Genomic DNA, 18,124 nt, shown 5'->3' with positions numbered 1-18,124 from the left:
TGCGTAGCTGCAGAACGATCAGGCCATTTCGGCCGTGGTTTCGAACTCGAAGGTCAGCTCGCCGTCCTTCAGGTCGATATGCACCACGCCACCATGGTCGGAGAGCTCGCCGAACAGGATCTCTTCAGCCAATGGCCGCTTGATCTTGTCCTGGATCAGACGCGCCATCGGGCGAGCGCCCATTGCCGCGTCGTAACCACCTTCGGCCAGCCAATTGCGCGCCGCGTCCGTCACTTCCAGCTGCACGCGCTTGTCTTCCAACTGCGCTTGAAGCTCGGTGAGGAACTTGTCCACCACGTTTTTGATGACCTCATGGCTGAGGCGACCAAACTGGATAATGGTGTCCAGACGGTTGCGGAACTCCGGCGTGAAGCTCTTCTTGATCACTTCCATCGCATCGGAAGAGTGATCCTGATGCGTAAAGCCGATCGACGCCCGCGCCGCGGTTTCAGCACCGGCGTTGGTGGTCATGATCACGATCACGTTGCGGAAATCCGCCTTGCGCCCGTTGTTGTCGGTCAGGGTGCCGTGGTCCATGACCTGCAGCAGCAGGTTGAAGACTTCCGGGTGAGCCTTCTCGATTTCATCGAGCAGCAATACGCAATGCGGTTGCTTGGTGATCGCCTCGGTCAACAGGCCGCCCTGATCAAAACCGACATAGCCCGGAGGCGCACCGATCAGGCGCGACACGGTGTGACGCTCCATGTATTCGGACATGTCGAACCGCACCAACTCAATGCCCATGGCCTTGGCCAACTGCCGAGCCGCTTCGGTCTTGCCGACGCCGGTCGGGCCGGCGAACAGGAACGAACCGACGGGCTTGTCCGGCGACTTGAGGCCCGCCCGCGACAACTTGATCGCAGTGGACAGCGAGTCGATGGCCGCATCCTGGCCAAACACGGTGAGCTTGAGGTCGCGCTCCAGGTTACGCAGCAGCTCTTTGTCGGAGGTGGTGACGTGTTTTGGCGGAATCCGCGCGATCTTGGCCACGATATCCTCGACCTGAGCCACGTCGATGCGCTTCACACGCTTCTCGACCGGCTGCAGACGCTGATAGGCACCCGCCTCGTCGATCACGTCGATGGCCTTGTCCGGCATGTGCCGATCGTTGATGTAGCGCGACGCCAGCTCGGCAGCGGCCCGCAACGCTTCATCGGTGTACTCGATGCCATGGTGCGCTTCGAAACGCCCCTTGAGCCCACGCAGGATGCCGATGGTGTCTTCAACCGAAGGCTCGGACACGTCGACTTTCTGGAAGCGACGCGCCAGGGCACGGTCTTTCTCGAAGATCCCGCGGAATTCCTGGAACGTGGTCGAGCCGATGCAACGGATATCACCCGACGACAACAACGGCTTGAGCAGGTTGGAAGCATCCATCACACCACCGGAGGCCGCACCGGCCCCAATGATCGTGTGGATTTCATCGATGAACAGGATCGCCTGCGGGCGTTTTTTCAGCTCGCCGAGCAGCGCCTTGAAGCGCTTCTCGAAATCGCCGCGGTACTTGGTCCCGGCGAGCAACGCGCCGAGGTCAAGGGAGTAGACGACGCTGCTGGCCAGCAAGTCCGGCACCTGGTTGTCTACGATACGCTTGGCCAGGCCTTCGGCAATCGCGGTTTTACCCACGCCCGCCTCGCCCACCAGCAACGGGTTGTTCTTGCGACGACGCGCGAGGATCTGCGCCACGCGCTCAACTTCAGCCTCGCGCCCCACCAGCGGATCGATCCGCCCCTGGCGCGCCAGCTCATTGAGATTGCTGGCATAGGCATCCAATGGGTTGCCCGAAGAAGAAGACTCACCGCCCTCGTCGTCCTGCATTTCCTGCTCACCCTCGGAATGATCGCCGTGCCCAGGCACTTTGGAGATACCGTGGGCGATGTAGTTGACGACATCGATACGGGCAACGCTCTGCTGCTTGAGCAGGAACACTGCCTGGCTTTCCTGTTCGCTGAAGATGGCGACAAGCACATTGGCGCCCGTGACTTCACGCTTACCGGAGCTCTGTACGTGGAAAACAGCACGCTGCAATACCCGCTGAAAGCCCAGGGTCGGCTGGGTTTCACGGTCCTCGTCATGCACGGGGATCAGTGGCGTCGTGGAGTCGATGAACTCCTGCAGGTCATGCTTGAGTTTGTCGAGGTTGGCGCCGCACGCACGCAAAACGGTGGCGGCAGCTTCGTTATCCAAAAGTGCCAGCAGCAGGTGCTCGACGGTCATGAATTCATGACGCTTCGAACGGGCCTCTTTGAAGGCAAGATTGAGGGTGACTTCGAGCTCGCGGTTTAACATAGCTTCACCTCATACCCAAGTGGTCGGCGTTAACCGTCCTTCTCGATTTCACAGAGTAGCGGATGCTGGCTTTCCCTGGCGTACTGGTTGACCTGCATGGCCTTTGTCTCGGCGATGTCGCGGGTAAACACTCCACATACTGCCCGTCCTTCTGTGTGAACGGCCAGCATTACCTTGGTCGCCAACTCGCGGTTCAGGTTAAAAAACACCTCGAGTACTTCGACCACGAAATCCATCGGTGTGTAGTCATCGTTGAACAAAACCACCTTGTACATCGGCGGCGCCTGTAGAGCAGGCTTGGCCTCCTGAACAGCAATGCCTGCAGAACCGTCGTCATCGTGCTCGTGATCCGGTCGATCCTGATTGAATGTTAGTCGAATCTGGCTGATTGCATGCATGGAAAGAAAGGTTCGTCAGTGGTTCAAATACAGTGGTGGGGGCGACCTGTCAGAATTTCAACTCTGACCGTTCGGTCACCTTGACTATCGGCAAATCGGTGTTACAACCAATAGAACCCACAGTGGGTAAAAAAGGTCCGCGCAGTCAACCTTATTTATTCGGGTTAGGACGGATAAACTGGATGATACTCCAGTGATGGAGTCTGGTGCAGAGGGATATGGGTATGTCTGGCGTCAAGATCAGTGGCAAGGTCAAATGGTTCAACAATGCCAAGGGTTACGGCTTCATTAATGAAGAAGGTAAGACCGAGGACCTTTTTGCGCATTATTCCGAGATCAAAATGGATGGCTACAAAACGCTGAAAGCGGGCCAAACTGTGAGTTTTGAGATCATTCAAGGACCGAAAGGGCTGCACGCTGTGAATATCTGTGCAATCGCGATCACTACACCTGCAAAACCCGTTGTATCCGCCGCTCAAAAAGAAAAGAAGCTAACGGCCTGATTCACTGCCAAGCGAGAAGCATGCAAATAAAAAACGGCCACCCAACCCATTGGAGTAGCCGTTTTTTATGCCTGCGTGTTTACATGTGCGAGATCAGCGCATCGCCAAAGCCCGACGACGACACCAACTTCGCGCCCTCCATCAGGCGCTCGAAGTCATAGGTCACGGTCTTGGCCGAGATAGCACCATTGGTGCCCTTGATGATCAGATCGGCCGCTTCGGTCCAGCCCATGTGGCGCAGCATCATTTCCGCCGACAGGATCAGCGAACCCGGGTTGACCTGGTCCTTACCGGCATATTTCGGCGCGGTACCGTGGGTGGCTTCAAACATTGCCACGGTGTCGGACAAGTTGGCGCCCGGCGCAATACCGATACCACCGACTTCCGCCGCCAGGGCGTCAGACAGGTAGTCACCGTTGAGGTTGAGGGTCGCAATCACATCATATTCAGCCGGACGCAGCAGGATCTGCTGCAGCATGGCATCGGCAATCGCATCCTTGACCACGACATTCTTGCCGGTCTTCGGGTTCTTGAACTGCATCCACGGCCCACCATCGAGCAGGGTTGCGCCGAATTCTTCAGCCGCCACTTCGTAGGCCCATTCCTTGAAGGCACCTTCGGTGAACTTCATGATGTTGCCTTTGTGTACGATGGTCAGCGACTCGCGGTCGTTATCCACGACATATTGCAGGGCCTTGCGCGCCAGGCGCTTGGTGCCCTCTTTGGACACCGGCTTGATGCCGATACCGCAATCCTGGTCGAAACGGATCTTGGTGACGCCCATTTCCTCCTTGAGGAACTTGATCACTTTGATCGCTTCCGGCGAACCGGCTTTCCACTCGATCCCGGCGTAAATATCTTCGGAGTTTTCGCGGAAGATGGTCATGTCCACGTCGCCAGGCTTTTTGACCGGGCTCGGCACGCCTTCGAACCAGCGCACCGGGCGCAGGCACACATACAGGTCGAGTTGTTGGCGCAGGGCCACGTTCAACGAACGGATGCCACCACCGACCGGCGTGGTCAGCGGGCCTTTGATGGAGACTACGTAATCGCGCACCGCGTCCAGGGTTTCCTGGGGCAGCCAGGTGTCCTGGTCATAGACTTGGGTCGCCTTCTCACCGGCGTAAACTTCCATCCACGAAATCTTGCGCTTGCCGCCGTAAGCTTTTTCAACAGCGGCGTCGACCACCTTGATCATCACTGGGCTGATGTCGACACCGATACCGTCACCTTCGATATAAGGGATGATCGGTTGGTCAGGAACATTGAGAGAATGGTCTGCATTGACGGTGATTTTGTCGCCGACTGCCGGAACCTGAATCTTCTTGTATCCCATGCTGAACTCCATCTATGGATTGAACATCTGGCTGCGTTCGAGCCTACTCCAGATAAATGACGACTTAAACCTCACGCCACGCTCATTTGCATCGAAAACAGCATATTTAGTCGCCTACAAGCTTGAAATCAAAGGGAAAAGCGCCAATCTTGAGCACATCATGCGACTTTAGGCGCAACTTGGTCCCTGCGACCTTTAGACCAATGGACGACCCACCTTTTGTATGAAGGCTCGGCGTAAGCATAGCGACCTATGTATAATGCCGCCGCTGACCAAAGAGTCACGACGGCCGACTGCCTGCTTCTTCAATAGAAAGCAGCGCCCAGCGCCAGAAAAGCCGGACTAAACAATAGTCCACCCGCTTGACGCTCGACTGATGCAACCCAACATCACCGCGAAGAAACCTCGACCTTTCGCTCATGGATGACTTTGAACGAACGCGCTCTACCCGGCGCATCTCGAGTTTCTGCGCACGCTTTCAGCAAAGAAGAGAGTTAATCCGAATATGCCCACCCGCTCGAAGATCATCTACACCTTCACCGACGAAGCACCAGCCCTCGCCACCTATTCACTGCTGCCTATCGTAGAGGCCTTCACCGCTTCCGCTGATATTGCCGTGGAAACCCGCGACATCTCCCTCGCCGGGCGCATCCTCGCAAGCTTCCCCGAGCAACTGGGCACCAAAGCCGTCCCGGACCACCTCGCCGAACTGGGCGCCCTGGCCGTTACGCCTGAAGCCAACATCATCAAGCTGCCTAACATCAGCGCCTCGACGCCTCAACTGCAGGCGGCGATCAAAGAACTGCAAGCCAAGGGCTACGCCCTGCCGGACTACCCGGAAACCGTAACCACCGACGCGGAAAAAGAAACCCGCGCACGTTACGACAAGATCAAGGGCAGCGCCGTGAACCCGGTACTGCGCGAAGGCAACTCCGACCGCCGCGCACCGCTGTCGGTCAAGAACTACGCACGTAAGCACCCGCACAAGATGGGCGCCTGGGCTGCCGACTCCAAGTCCCACGTCGCTTACATGAGCCACGGCGACTTCTACGGCAGCGAAAAAGCCGTACAGATCGAGGCAGCCGACGCGGTCAAAATCGAACTGATCGCTAAAGACGGCACCGCGACCGTACTGAAGGAAAAGACTTCCGTACAAGCTGGCGAAATCATCGACAGCTCCGTGCTGAGCAAGAACGCCCTGCGCAGCTTCATCGCCGCTGAAATCGAAGACGCCAAGAAACAAGGCGTACTGCTGTCGGTTCACCTGAAAGCCACCATGATGAAGGTCTCCGACCCGATCATGTTCGGCCAGATCGTTGCCGAGTTCTATAAAGACGCCCTGACCAAGCACGCCGCCGTGCTGGAGCAGATCGGCTTCAACCTGAACAACGGCATCGGCGACCTGTACGCTCGCATCAAGGCCCTGCCGGCCGAGCAGCAAGCGCAGATCGAAGCCGATATCCAGGCGGTCTACGCCGCTCGCCCTTCCCTGGCGATGGTCAACTCCGACAAAGGCATCACCAACCTGCACGTGCCGAGCGACGTGATCGTCGACGCCTCGATGCCGGCCATGATCCGTGACTCCGGCAAAATGTGGGGCACCGACGGCCAGCTGCACGACACCAAGGCCGTGATCCCGGATCGCTGCTACGCCACCATCTACCAAGCTGTCATCGAAGACTGCAAGGCCAATGGCGCGTTCGATCCGACCACCATGGGCAGCGTGCCGAACGTTGGTCTGATGGCACAGAAAGCCGAAGAGTACGGCTCTCACGACAAGACCTTCCAGGTCAAGGCTGACGGCGTCGTCCGCGTTACCGACAGCAAGGGCAACCTGCTGATGGAACAGGCCGTCGAAGCCGGCGACATCTTCCGCATGTGCCAGGCCAAAGACGCGCCGATCCAGGACTGGGTCAAACTCGCCGTCAACCGCGCCCGCGCCAGCAACACCCCGGCCATCTTCTGGCTGGACCCACAACGCGCCCACGACGGTGCGGTGATCGAGAAAGTCCAGACCTACCTGAAAGACCACAACACCGACGGCCTGGACATCCGCATCATGTCGCCGGTCGACGCGATGAAGTTCACCCTGGAGCGCACCCGCAAGGGCCTGGACACCATCTCGGTGACCGGTAACGTACTGCGCGACTACCTGACCGACCTGTTCCCGATCATGGAACTGGGCACCAGCGCCAAGATGCTGTCGATCGTGCCGCTGATGAACGGTGGCGGTCTGTTCGAAACCGGCGCTGGCGGTTCGGCACCCAAGCACGTGCAGCAACTGCTGGAAGAAAACTTCCTGCGTTGGGATTCCCTGGGCGAGTTCCTGGCCCTGGCCGCATCGCTTGAGCATTTGGGCGTGACTTACAACAACCCGAAAGCCCTGGTGCTGTCCAAGACCCTGGACCAGGCCACCGGCCAGTTCCTCGACAACAACAAGTCGCCATCGCGCAAAGTCGGCAACATCGACAACCGCGGCAGCCACTTCTACCTGGCGCTGTACTGGGCCCAAGCCCTGGCCGCACAGACCGAAGACACCGCGCTGCAAGCGCAATTCGGCGAACTGGCCAAGACCCTCGCCGCGAACGAAGCAACCATCGTTGCCGAGCTCAACGCCGTACAGGGCAAGCCAGTGGACATCGGCGGCTACTACGCGCCGAACCCGGAGCTGACCAGCAAGGTCATGCGCCCGAGCAACACCCTCAACGCGGCAATTGCCAAGCTGAAGTAAGGTTGTAAGGATGCAAACAAACCCCGGCCCCGTGCCGGGGTTTGTGTTTCCAGCGAATAAACCGGATTCAAATGTGGGAGGGAGCTTGCTACCGATGGCAGTGAGTCAGCTACCAATAAGTCGACTGCCCCACCGCCATCGGGAGCAAGCCCCCTCCCACACCGACTGCAATCCTGCCTGAAGACCGCACCGCACTCAGAATCGAGAGGCATCCAATGACCTGGCAACCCCACACCATCGTCGAAGACAACTTTTCAGGCCCTCACGAAGGCAGAACAATCGCGAAAGACTCTAATGAACTGTAAGTTCTAACAGGTGCCCCTCAGCCCTCTGAAGACAATCCTTATCCCGTGACGACCGAGCCGAGACCGGGAGACCATCAAATGTTGCGCACCTACTATCTATTGCCACTGGGCGCTTTCTTGCTCGCGCTGCTGCCCCTGGCAAACGCTGGCCAAAACGTCCAGATGACATACTTCCTCAACGCGAGCTTTACCTGCCAGAACGGCGTCACAACGCAAGGATATAGCGTCTATGTGGTTGGCTCGCACCCAGAAGTCGGAAAATGGGACCCTGCCAACGCCGTTTTACTCAGCCCATCCAACTACCCGACATGGACCGGCCTGGTGCGTTTTTCAGGCGTCCAGCTCGATGAAAAGGTGGAATGGAAGTGCATTATTCGCAACGAAAAGAACCCGCAGGATGTACAGAAATGGCAGGCTGGGCCGAATAACGAAGTGATATTGAAGTTCTCCCCGCAAGCCCAGGCCACTGCTACGTTCTGAGCAGCCCGGCCACGTCCGGCGTATCATGCAGGATGATTTAGCCCCCACCTGCATTCGAGAGCCATTCATGACCTGGCAACCCCACATCACCGTCGCCACCATCGTCGAAGACAACGGCCGCTTCCTGATGGTCGAAGAACTCAAGGGCGGCCGCGCCGTGCTCAACCAGCCCGCCGGCCACCTCGACCCGCACGAAACCCTGACCGAAGCCGCCGTGCGTGAAACCCTCGAAGAAACCGGCTGGGACGTCGAAGCCACCGGCATCGTCGGCATCTACCTGTACACCGCGCCGAGCAACGGCGTGACCTACCAGCGGGTCTGCTTCACCGCCAAGGCGCTGAAACACCGCCCGGACTATCAACTTGACGACGGCATCGTGCGCGCCCGCTGGCTGAGCCGTGACGAGCTGATGGGCCTGCGCGACGCCTGGCGCAGTGAGCTGATCATCCGTTGTATCGATGATTATCTGGCCGGCTTTCGCCACAGTCTCGAATTGATCCGACCTTCTCTTTAGCCTTGAAGGCTCGGGCCTGTTAGAATCGCGTCCTTTTTCAAGACACCCGTTGAAACCCTATGCGTGATCCAGCCCCTTCTGACACACAAAAGAAGCGCGTCATCGTCGGCATGTCCGGCGGCGTGGATTCTTCCGTTTCCGCCGTTCTGCTCATGGAGCAGGGTTATGAGGTGGAAGGCCTGTTCATGAAGAACTGGGAAGAAGACGATGGAACGGAATATTGCACCGCCATGGACGACCTGGCGGATGCCCAGGCCGTGTGCGACAAGATCGGCATCAAGCTGCACACCGCCAACTTCGCCGCCGAGTACTGGGACAACGTGTTCGAGCACTTCCTGGCCGAATACAAGGCCGGCCGCACGCCGAACCCGGACATCCTGTGCAACCGCGAGATCAAGTTCAAGGCGTTCCTCGACTACGCCATGATGCTCGGCGCCGACCTGATTGCCACCGGCCACTACGTGCGCCGTCGTGACATCGACGGGCGCACCGAACTGCTCAAGGGCCTGGACCCCAACAAGGACCAGAGCTACTTCCTGCACGCCGTCGGCGGCGAACAGATCGCCAAGACCCTGTTCCCGGTCGGCGAACTGGAAAAGCCCGAAGTGCGCCGGATCGCCGAGCAGCACGACCTGGCCACCGCCAAGAAGAAGGATTCCACCGGGATCTGCTTTATCGGCGAGCGCCGTTTCAGCGACTTCCTCAAGCAATACCTGCCAGCGCAACCGGGCGAGATCAAAACCACCGAAGGCGAGGTCATCGGCCACCATCACGGCCTGATGTACCACACCATCGGCCAGCGCCAGGGCCTGGGCATCGGCGGTTTGAAAGACGCCGGCGACGAGCCGTGGTACGTGCTGGTCAAGGACCTGGAGCACAACGAACTGATCGTCGGCCAGGGCAATGACCACCCATGGCTGTTCTCCCGCGCACTGCTCGCTTCGGATATCTACTGGGTCAACCCGGTGGACCTGAGCGCGCCGCGCCGCCTGACCGCCAAGGTGCGCTATCGCCAGAGCGACCAGCCCTGCACCCTGGAAAAAACCGCCGACGGTTACCGCGCCACCTTCGATGACCCGCAGCGCGCGGTCACGCCTGGCCAGTCCGTGGTGTTCTACGATGGCGAGGTGTGCCTGGGGGGCGGCGTGATTGAAGTCGCCGAACCCTGGAGCAACCCGGCATGAGCCCGATCCAGGAGCAACTGACGGCACTCGGCGGGGTCTTCCTCGCCGCAGTGCTGGTGGACAAGATCGCCAAGACCGGCCAGGTTACCGAGGCCGGCCTGACCTGCATGCTCGGCAGCCTGCTGGTTCGCGACCCCAAGGATACCCTGGAAGTCTATGGCGGTGACGACCTGGCGCTGCGTGAAGGCTACCGCGCACTGGTCGGCGCACTGGAACGCGACCCGAGCACCTTGCAGCGCGAACCGCTGCGCTACGCCCTGTCGATGCTCGGCCTTGAGCGCCAACTGGCCAAGCGTGACGACCTGCTGGAGACCATCGGCAAGCGCCTGCCGCAGATCCAGTCCCAGGTTGAACACTTCGGCCCGGCCCACGAAAACGTCATCGCCGCCTGCGGCGCGCTGTACCAGGACACCTTGAGCACATTGCGCCAGCGCATCCAGGTGCATGGCGACATGCGCAACCTGCAACAACCGAACAACGCCTCGAAGATCCGCGCCCTGCTTCTGGCCGGTATCCGCTCGGCGCGGTTGTGGCGCCAGTTGGGCGGTCATCGTTGGCAGTTGGTCATCAGCCGTCGCAAATTGCTCAAAGAGCTTTACCCGTTGATGCGCAACGAATAAGTCGCAGCCACGAGCTATTTTCAAGCCGTTACGCGTAATACGCCGGTCAGTTGGCAACGGACCGGCGGATTTTTTCATGTATGATACGCGCCCCATTTCGTTGCCCGACTGTCCGAGAACACCCCATGCAGCTCTCTTCGCTCACTGCGGTTTCCCCTGTTGACGGCCGCTACGCCGGCAAGACCCAGGCCCTGCGCCCGATTTTCAGTGAATACGGCCTGATCCGTGCCCGCGTACTGGTTGAAGTGCGCTGGCTCCAGCGCCTGGCCGCTCACCCTGCCATCAGTGAAGTGCCGGCGTTCTCCGCCGAAGCCAACGCGGTATTGAACACTCTGGCGGAAAACTTCTCTCTGGAGCACGCCGAGCGTGTCAAAGAGATCGAGCGCACCACCAACCACGACGTCAAAGCCATCGAATACCTGCTCAAAGAGCAAGCGGCCAAGCTGCCGGAACTGGCCAACGTCAGCGAATTCATCCACTTCGCCTGCACCAGCGAGGACATCAACAACCTGTCCCACGCCCTGATGCTGCGCGAAGGCCGTGATGAGGTGATGCTGCCGCTGATGCGCCAGACCGCCGAAGCCATCCGCGAACTGGCGATCCGCTTCGCTGCTGTGCCGATGCTGTCGCGCACCCACGGTCAACCGGCCTCGCCGACCACCCTGGGCAAAGAACTGGCCAACGTGGTGTATCGCCTGGAGCGCCAGATCGCTCAAGTGGCGGCCGTCCCGCTGCTGGGCAAGATCAACGGCGCCGTGGGCAACTACAACGCCCACCTGTCGGCCTACCCGGAGGTCGACTGGGAAGCCAACGCCCGCGCCTTCATCGAAGACGAACTGGGCCTGGGCTTCAACCCGTACACCACGCAGATCGAACCGCACGACTACATCGCCGAGCTGTTCGACGCGATTGCGCGCTTCAACACCATCCTGATCGACTTCGACCGTGACGTCTGGGGCTACATCTCCCTGGGCTACTTCAAGCAGCGCACCATTGCCGGCGAAATCGGTTCGTCGACCATGCCGCACAAGGTCAACCCGATCGACTTCGAAAACTCCGAAGGCAACCTCGGCATCGCCAACGCCCTGTTCCAGCACCTGGCCAGCAAGTTGCCGATCTCCCGCTGGCAGCGCGACCTGACCGACTCCACCGTACTGCGCAACCTCGGCGTGGGCTTTGCCCACAGCGTGATCGCCTACGAAGCCAGCCTCAAAGGCATCAGCAAGCTGGAACTCAACGAGCAGAAAATCGCCGCTGACCTGGATGCATGCTGGGAAGTTCTGGCCGAACCGATCCAGACCGTGATGCGCCGCTACAACATCGAAAACCCGTATGAGAAGCTCAAAGAGTTGACGCGCGGCAAAGGCATCAGCCCTGAAGCACTGCAAACTTTCATCGACGGCCTGGACATGCCCGCCGCTGCCAAGGCCGAGCTGAAACTGCTCACCCCGGCCAACTACATCGGCAACGCCGTGGCCCAAGCCAAACGCATCTGATCATCGCAAGCCCCTTTGAGACGCCCGGCCGCGCCGGGCGTTTTTATTCCAGTCTGAAAAGTGCTTTTTTTCAATAGGTTACACATGAATCCTGATATCCCTCTTCAACTTCTGGGCGGCATCACGGCACGGGAATTCCTGCGCGACTACTGGCAGAAAAAACCGCTGCTGATCCGTCAGGCCATTCCTGATTTCGAAAGCCCGATCGACGCCGATGAACTGGCCGGCCTGGCCCTGGAAGAAGAAGTCGAGTCGCGCCTGGTGATCGAACACGGCGAGCGTCCGTGGGAACTGCGCCGCGGCCCGTTCGCCGAAGACACCTTCAGCACCCTGCCCGAGCGCGAGTGGACCCTGCTGGTGCAGGCGGTCGACCAGTGCGTGCCGGAAGTCGCCGAACTGCTCGAGCAGTTCCGCTTCCTGCCCAGCTGGCGTATCGACGACGTGATGATCAGCTTCGCCGCGCCCGGTGGCAGCGTAGGTCCGCACTTCGATAACTACGACGTGTTCCTGCTGCAAGCCCATGGCAAGCGCAACTGGAAGATCGGCCAGATGTGCAGCTCTGACAGCCCGATGCTGCAACACGCCGACCTGCGCATCCTCGCCGAATTCGAAGAGATCGCCGAATGGGTGCTGGAACCAGGCGACATGCTCTACCTGCCGCCACGCCTGGCCCACTATGGCATTGCCGAAGATGACTGCATGACCTACTCGGTCGGCTTCCGCGCGCCAAGCGCCGCCGAAGTGCTGACCCACTTCACCGACTTCCTCAGCCAGTACCTGACCGACGAAGAGCGTTACACCGACGCCGACATCCAACCGGCCAGCGATCCACACCAGATCCAGAGCGATGCCCTCGACCGCCTCAAGAGCCTGCTGGCCGAGCACATGAGCGACGAGCGCATGCTGCTGACCTGGTTCGGCCAGTTCATGACCGAGCCGCGCTACCCGGAACTGGTCGCCGGCCCGGAAGAGCTGCTGGAAGAAGACGTGGTCGGCAGCCTGGAAGATGGCGGCGTGTTGATCCGCAACCCAAGCGCGCGCATGGCCTGGTCCGAAGTCGACGACGACCTGCTGCTGTTCGCCAGCGGTCAGAGCCGTTACCTGCCGGGCAAGCTGCGCGAACTGCTGAAAATGATCTGCGCAGCCGACGCTCTGCACATCGACAACCTGAGCGAATGGCTGGCGGACGACGATGCCCGCGACCTGCTGTGCGAGCTGGTCAAGCAGGGAAGCCTGGGGTTTGCCGATGAATAAGATTCACGTCAATGTCGCGAACTGGCATAAGGATATCGCCGAGATTCGGCGCATTCGTGAAGCAGTATTTATCGCCGAACAATCGGTCCCACCCGAACTGGAATGGGACGCAGACGACGCGGACGCCGTGCATTTCCTCGCGTTCGAGGGCGACTTTCCGATTGGTACCGCGCGCCTGCTGCCCAGCGGCGAGATCGGCCGCGTGTCGGTCCTCAAGGACTGGCGCGGGCTTAAAGTCGGCGACAAGCTGATGGAAGCCGTGATTGGCGAAGCCGAGAAGCGCGGCCAGAACAAACAGTTCCTCAGTGCGCAGGTTTATGCGGCGCCGTTCTATGAGCGACTGGGCTTCAAGATCGTCAGCGAGGAATTCCTCGAAGTCGGGATTCCGCACGTCGATATGGTGCGCGAGGGCTGATCCGAGACCGCGTCGTTGCTATCGGGGGCAAGCCCCCTCCCACATTTTGACCGAGACATCCCTTGGAATGCCGTCAAGTGTGGGAGGGGGCTTGCCCCCGATAGCATTACCAGCAGCACCCCAAAACACCCTGCCATCCACCGATGCCAGGGTGTTTTGCCGTCTACGATTCAACTTGCGACCCGCCAGGCCGACAAACTGGCACTATCAAGCCTTATGACTCGCAGAGATAACGGACATGTCCCTACGCACCCTGCTCACCGCCCTCCTCCTGACCGCCAGCTTCACAGCGGCGGCCGACACCGAAGTCGTCAATTTGAGCCACCGTACCAGCGCCGACCTGCTGCCCGTGGCGCAGAACTTCCTCGGCAAGGACGGCACCGTCAGCGCCTACGGCAATCAACTGATCGTCAATGCCGACCCTGTCAGGATCCAGGACCTGCGCACCCTGCTCTCGCAACTGGACATACCGGCCAAGCGCCTGCTGATCACCGTCGACACCAACGAAAACAACCAGCAAAGCAGCGGCGACAGCCAGACCCGCATCATCAGCTACGGCACCGCCAGCCGCGACGGCGGCATCCAGCAGATCCAGGCCAGTGAAGGCGTGCCCGCACTGATCCAGGTAGGCCAGAGCGTGCCACTGACCACCACCCAGCCCGATGCCTACGGACGCCCGCAGAACCAGACCCAATACCGCAACGTCACCCAGGGGTTCTACGTCACCGCCAGCGTGACCGGCGACACCGTACACCTGGCGATCAGTACCAACCGTGACCGCATGAGCCAGGAGCGTCCCGATGTAGTGAACGTGCAAAGCACCGACACAACCGTCAGCGGCCGCCTGGGCGAGTGGATTCCGCTGGCCGGCATCAATCGCGAAACCCAGGCCGACAAATCCTCTACGACCCGCACTTACGCTACCCAGGGCCGCGACGACCTGACTTTACGGGTTAAAGTCGACACCTTGAACTGAAGCACCGATAACTGACTGATGAGTCGTATAAGACTAAAGATGTAGTGCCTGAAAAAAAGCACTACAAAACATTTGACGATCCAAAAAAGCATGGGCATGATGGCCTCGCTCCCGCTAATCAGAGGCCCTGGCAAGGGCCTTCGGATCGTCGCTCTAAGCTACCCAACTGAGCCGATTCGTGTCTGTACCGCCCACAAGGTGTGTTTGACGAGGTTGCGACTGGAACGAAGTTGTCCCGAGGGACGGAAGCTAACCAGGTAACCCGGCTACACACTGATGAATCGCCCCAAGGCCCACGACGCCCGAAGACCGTTCGCAGTTTGCCCCTACCTGCCCCACTCCCCCCTCGTCATTCGTTCATCCCGTCGCTTCCCCGCCAGACTTGACTTGAACACCTGTGCTTCTGGTCAGCGAGCAGCCAAGCCCACGCACTGTATACGTGGCTGGCAAACGGAATTTTCCACCCAGACCTATGCGACGAGGTTTATCTCCATGGCACTGACACGCGAACAGCAAATTGCAGCCCTTGAAAAAGACTGGGCTGAAAACCCACGCTGGAAAGGCGTGACCCGCGCTTATTCCGCTGCTGACGTCGTCCGCCTGCGTGGCTCGGTTCAACCTGAGCACACTTTTGCAAAACTCGGCGCCGAGAAGCTGTGGAACCTGGTCACCCAGGGCGCCAAGCCATCCTTCCGTCCCGACAAAGATTTCGTCAACTGCATGGGCGCCCTGACCGGTGGCCAGGCAGTCCAACAGGTAAAAGCCGGTATCCAGGCGATCTACCTGTCCGGCTGGCAAGTGGCAGCGGACAACAACTCCGCTGAATCCATGTACCCCGACCAATCGCTGTACCCGGTGGACTCCGTACCGACCGTGGTCAAGCGCATCAACAACTCGTTCCGTCGCGCCGACCAGATCCAGTGGAAAGCCGGTAAAGGCCCAGGCGACGAAGGCTACATCGACTACTTCGCGCCGATCGTGGCTGACGCCGAAGCCGGTTTCGGCGGCGTGCTGAACGCCTACGAGCTGATGAAGAGCATGATCGAAGCAGGCGCCGCCGGCGTTCACTTCGAAGACCAACTGGCCTCGGTGAAGAAATGCGGCCACATGGGCGGCAAGGTACTGGTACCGACCCAGGAAGCTGTACAAAAGCTGACCGCTGCCCGTCTGGCGGCTGACGTTGCCGGCACATCGACCATCATCCTGGCCCGTACCGACGCCAACGCTGCCGACTTGCTGACTTCGGACTGCGACCCGTATGACCAACCGTTCGTCACTGGCGAACGTACCCAGGAAGGCTTCTACAAAGTGCGCGCCGGTCTCGACCAGGCCATCGCTCGCGGCCTGGCTTATGCGCCTTACGCCGACCTGATCTGGTGCGAAACCGCCAAGCCGGACCTGGCAGAAGCCCGTCGTTTCGCCGAAGCGATCAAAAAGGAATACCCGGACCAACTGCTGTCCTACAACTGCTCGCCTTCCTTCAACTGGAAGAAAAACCTGGACGACGCGACCATCGCCAAGTTCCAGCGCGAACTGTCCGCCATGGGCTACAAGCACCAGTTCATCACCCTGGCCGGCATTCACAACATGTGGCACAGCATGTTCAACCTGGCGCACGACTACGCCCGCAACGACATGACCGCCTACGTGAAACTGCAGGAGCAGGAATTCGCTGACGCCGCCAAGGGTTACACCTTCGTGGCTCACCAGCAGGAAGTGGGCACCGGCTACTTCGACGACATGACCACCGTGATCCAGGGCGGCACCTCGTCCGTGACCGCGCTGACCGGTTCGACCGAAGAAGAACAGTTCCACTGAGTGACTGAGCAAACGGCCATTGCGGCCCCGGTAAACAGCTAACCGCAATGCCGCACGACCTGACGCCCCGACTGGTTCGGGGCGTTTTTTTGCCCAAAGAAAATCCCCACCTGACACCACAAAGCTCAAAAATGTGGGAGGGGGCTTGCCCCCGATTACGGTGTGCCAGTCAATACCTCTGCTGCTGATCCACCGCCATCGGGGGCAAGCCCCCTCCCACATCAAGGAATGGGCCAACCAGAAGAATTTGTGTGAAACATTGATCCAAAGCGGTATTTGGTTCAGATAAATCAGTTAAAAGATGCGCTCCGGCAACTAGCGGTAATCAAGCAAGTAACGACAACTTCCTGCACCACACCGCAACCACCCGCTTAACGCCCACCCAAATAACATTCATTATCATTTGGACCATGAAAGCGTCGTTACAGGTTAAACAAAACATATTTGATAAAAAGCCGGCTAATGCCCGTAACTCAAGGGCTGCAGCCCTACGGAGGCGTACTATGTGCTTATTCCACCGAATAATTTCGCTATATGAATTTTACTTGCCCGGTGTTTAGCCATAAAATCACCGCGATTGATTGCGCTGCGACATATCGTCACTGCATTGTTACTTTTTCGAGCTCAGAGACCTTTGCTCTCTGCTAAGGATTACCAGCATGACCGAAGCGACAGGACTCATGGCCCACAACTGGGGCTTTGCCATTTTCCTCCTCGGTGTTGTCGGCCTCTGTGCCTTCATGCTCGGCGTCTCCAGCCTACTCGGGTCAAAAGCCTGGGGCCGCAGCAAAAACGAACCGTTCGAGTCCGGCATGCTGCCCACAGGTGGCGCCCGCTTGCGGCTCTCAGCCAAATTCTATCTGGTCGCGATGCTCTTCGTGATCTTCGATATCGAAGCCCTCTTTCTCTTTGCCTGGTCTGTGTCCGTCCGCGAAAGCGGCTGGACCGGATTCGTCGAAGCCCTCGTTTTCATAGCAATTCTGTTGGCAGGCCTTGTCTACCTATTTCGAGTGGGCGCCCTTGATTGGGCTCCGGAAGCTCGTCGCAAGCGGCAAGCGAAGCTGAAACAATGAGGCTTTGGCGATGCAATACAATCTCACCAGGATCGACCCGGATGCTCCTAACGAGCAGTACCCCATCGGCGAACGGGAAACCGTTTCCGATCCGTTAGAAGACCAAGTCCACAAAAACATCTACATGGGCAAGCTGGAAGACGTGCTGAGCGGCGCGGTCAACTGGGGGCGTAAAAACTCCCTGTGGCCGTACAACTTCGGTCTGTCCTGCTGCTACGTGGAAATGACCACCGCCTTCACGGCGCCCCACGACATCGCGCGCTTCGGCGCCGAAGTGATCCGGGCCTCGCCGCGTCAGGCGGATTTCATGGTTATCGCCGGTACCTGCTTTATCAAGATGGCGCCGATCATTCAGCGTCTCTACGAGCAAATGCTCGAGCCGAAGTGGGTTATCTCCATGGGTTCGTGCGCCAACTCCGGTGGCATGTACGACATCTACTCCGTTGTTCAGGGGGTGGACAAGTTCCTGCCCGTGGACGTCTACGTGCCTGGCTGCCCGCCCCGCCCCGAAGCATTTCTGCAAGGCTTGATGCTGTTGCAGGAATCGATTGGCAAGGAGCGTCGCCCACTTTCCTGGGTTGTCGGAGATCAAGGCGTTTACCGCGCCGAGATGCCGTCACAAAAGGAACAGCGCCGCGAACAGCGTATTCAGGTCACCAACCTGCGCAGCCCCGACGAAGTCTGATCCAGAGCCGCTTCTTTTATAGAACGAAAACCTGGCTTCATTCTTTA

At 59.3% G+C, this 18,124-nt stretch carries 16 protein-coding genes; 13 read left to right on the top strand and 3 right to left on the bottom strand.

The genetic code is table 11. From position 1 onward, the window contains the following. Positions 1–18 precede the first annotated feature (18 nt). Positions 19–2,289, bottom strand: a complete 2,271-nt coding sequence (gene clpA, locus INT12_RS12595; protein WP_017848046.1) for an ATP-dependent Clp protease ATP-binding subunit ClpA — start codon at positions 2,287–2,289, stop codon at positions 19–21. Positions 2,290–2,318: 29 nt separating this feature from the next. Beyond that, the gene (clpS, locus tag INT12_RS12590) at positions 2,319–2,687 is read right to left on the bottom strand and encodes an ATP-dependent Clp protease adapter ClpS (protein ID WP_010567912.1); all 369 of its coding nucleotides are present in this window, start codon (positions 2,685–2,687) and stop codon (positions 2,319–2,321) included. Between the two features lie 224 nt (positions 2,688–2,911). Between clpS and cspD the strand changes: the two genes are divergently transcribed. Next, complete coding sequence (gene cspD / locus INT12_RS12585; protein ID WP_032804724.1) at positions 2,912–3,190, top strand: cold shock domain-containing protein CspD; 279 nt, start codon at positions 2,912–2,914, stop codon at positions 3,188–3,190. A 79-nt stretch (positions 3,191–3,269) separates the two neighbouring features. Here the strand turns inward: cspD and icd are convergent, their stop codons facing one another. Continuing rightward, positions 3,270–4,526 (bottom strand): NADP-dependent isocitrate dehydrogenase, encoded by a 1,257-nt coding sequence (gene icd, locus INT12_RS12580; protein WP_026140163.1) that lies wholly within the window; start codon positions 4,524–4,526, stop codon positions 3,270–3,272. Between the two features lie 505 nt (positions 4,527–5,031). On the opposite strand from icd, the gene INT12_RS12575 reads away from it, so the two are divergent. From INT12_RS12575 to INT12_RS12520, 12 genes are all read left to right on the top strand, one after another. After that, positions 5,032–7,257 (top strand): NADP-dependent isocitrate dehydrogenase, encoded by a 2,226-nt coding sequence (locus INT12_RS12575; RefSeq protein ID WP_017848049.1) that lies wholly within the window; start codon positions 5,032–5,034, stop codon positions 7,255–7,257. A gap of 383 nt (positions 7,258–7,640) precedes the next feature. Then, positions 7,641–8,042 carry a carbohydrate-binding module family 20 domain-containing protein gene (locus tag INT12_RS12570; RefSeq protein WP_193039423.1) on the top strand — a complete coding sequence of 134 codons (402 nt, stop codon included), beginning with the start codon at positions 7,641–7,643 and terminating at the stop codon, positions 8,040–8,042. 67 nt (positions 8,043–8,109) lie between these two features. Continuing rightward, positions 8,110–8,556: an NUDIX hydrolase gene (locus INT12_RS12565; RefSeq protein WP_017848050.1), complete on the top strand. Its 447-nt coding sequence runs from the start codon at positions 8,110–8,112 to the stop codon at positions 8,554–8,556. A 59-nt stretch (positions 8,557–8,615) separates the two neighbouring features. Beyond that, the gene (mnmA, locus tag INT12_RS12560; RefSeq protein ID WP_046485054.1) at positions 8,616–9,740 is read left to right on the top strand and encodes a tRNA 2-thiouridine(34) synthase MnmA; all 1,125 of its coding nucleotides are present in this window, start codon (positions 8,616–8,618) and stop codon (positions 9,738–9,740) included. Beyond that, complete coding sequence (gene hflD / locus INT12_RS12555; RefSeq protein ID WP_017848052.1) at positions 9,737–10,360, top strand: high frequency lysogenization protein HflD; 624 nt, start codon at positions 9,737–9,739, stop codon at positions 10,358–10,360. Before mnmA ends, hflD begins: the two co-directional genes overlap by 4 nt. A gap of 125 nt (positions 10,361–10,485) precedes the next feature. Next, positions 10,486–11,856, top strand: a complete 1,371-nt coding sequence (purB, locus tag INT12_RS12550) for an adenylosuccinate lyase (RefSeq protein WP_017848053.1) — start codon at positions 10,486–10,488, stop codon at positions 11,854–11,856. A gap of 84 nt (positions 11,857–11,940) precedes the next feature. Further along, a complete protein-coding gene (locus INT12_RS12545; RefSeq protein ID WP_193058865.1) occupies positions 11,941–13,110 on the top strand; it encodes a cupin domain-containing protein in 1,170 nt (389 codons plus the stop codon). Then, the gene (locus INT12_RS12540; protein ID WP_017848055.1) at positions 13,103–13,525 is read left to right on the top strand and encodes a GNAT family N-acetyltransferase; all 423 of its coding nucleotides are present in this window, start codon (positions 13,103–13,105) and stop codon (positions 13,523–13,525) included. The genes INT12_RS12545 and INT12_RS12540 overlap by 8 nt, the downstream gene beginning before the upstream one ends. A 238-nt stretch (positions 13,526–13,763) precedes the next feature. Continuing rightward, complete coding sequence (locus INT12_RS12535) at positions 13,764–14,501, top strand: secretin N-terminal domain-containing protein (protein ID WP_017848056.1); 738 nt, start codon at positions 13,764–13,766, stop codon at positions 14,499–14,501. A 492-nt stretch (positions 14,502–14,993) separates the two neighbouring features. Next, positions 14,994–16,319: an isocitrate lyase gene (aceA, locus tag INT12_RS12530; RefSeq protein WP_017848057.1), complete on the top strand. Its 1,326-nt coding sequence runs from the start codon at positions 14,994–14,996 to the stop codon at positions 16,317–16,319. Between the two features lie 659 nt (positions 16,320–16,978). Continuing rightward, on the top strand, positions 16,979–17,392 hold the full coding sequence (locus INT12_RS12525) for an NADH-quinone oxidoreductase subunit A (protein WP_003219575.1): 414 nt from the start codon (positions 16,979–16,981) through the stop codon (positions 17,390–17,392). Between the two features lie 10 nt (positions 17,393–17,402). Continuing rightward, positions 17,403–18,077 (top strand): NuoB/complex I 20 kDa subunit family protein, encoded by a 675-nt coding sequence (locus INT12_RS12520; protein ID WP_003219572.1) that lies wholly within the window; start codon positions 17,403–17,405, stop codon positions 18,075–18,077. The last annotated feature ends 47 nt before the right edge of the window (positions 18,078–18,124 follow it).

Source organism: Pseudomonas sp. K8, from assembly GCF_014889455.1.
In the GTDB taxonomy this organism is placed as follows: Bacteria; Pseudomonadota; Gammaproteobacteria; order Pseudomonadales; family Pseudomonadaceae; genus Aquipseudomonas; species Aquipseudomonas veronii.
Note: the sequence above shows the minus strand (reverse complement) of the source record. Positions and strands in the feature narration are given on the sequence as shown.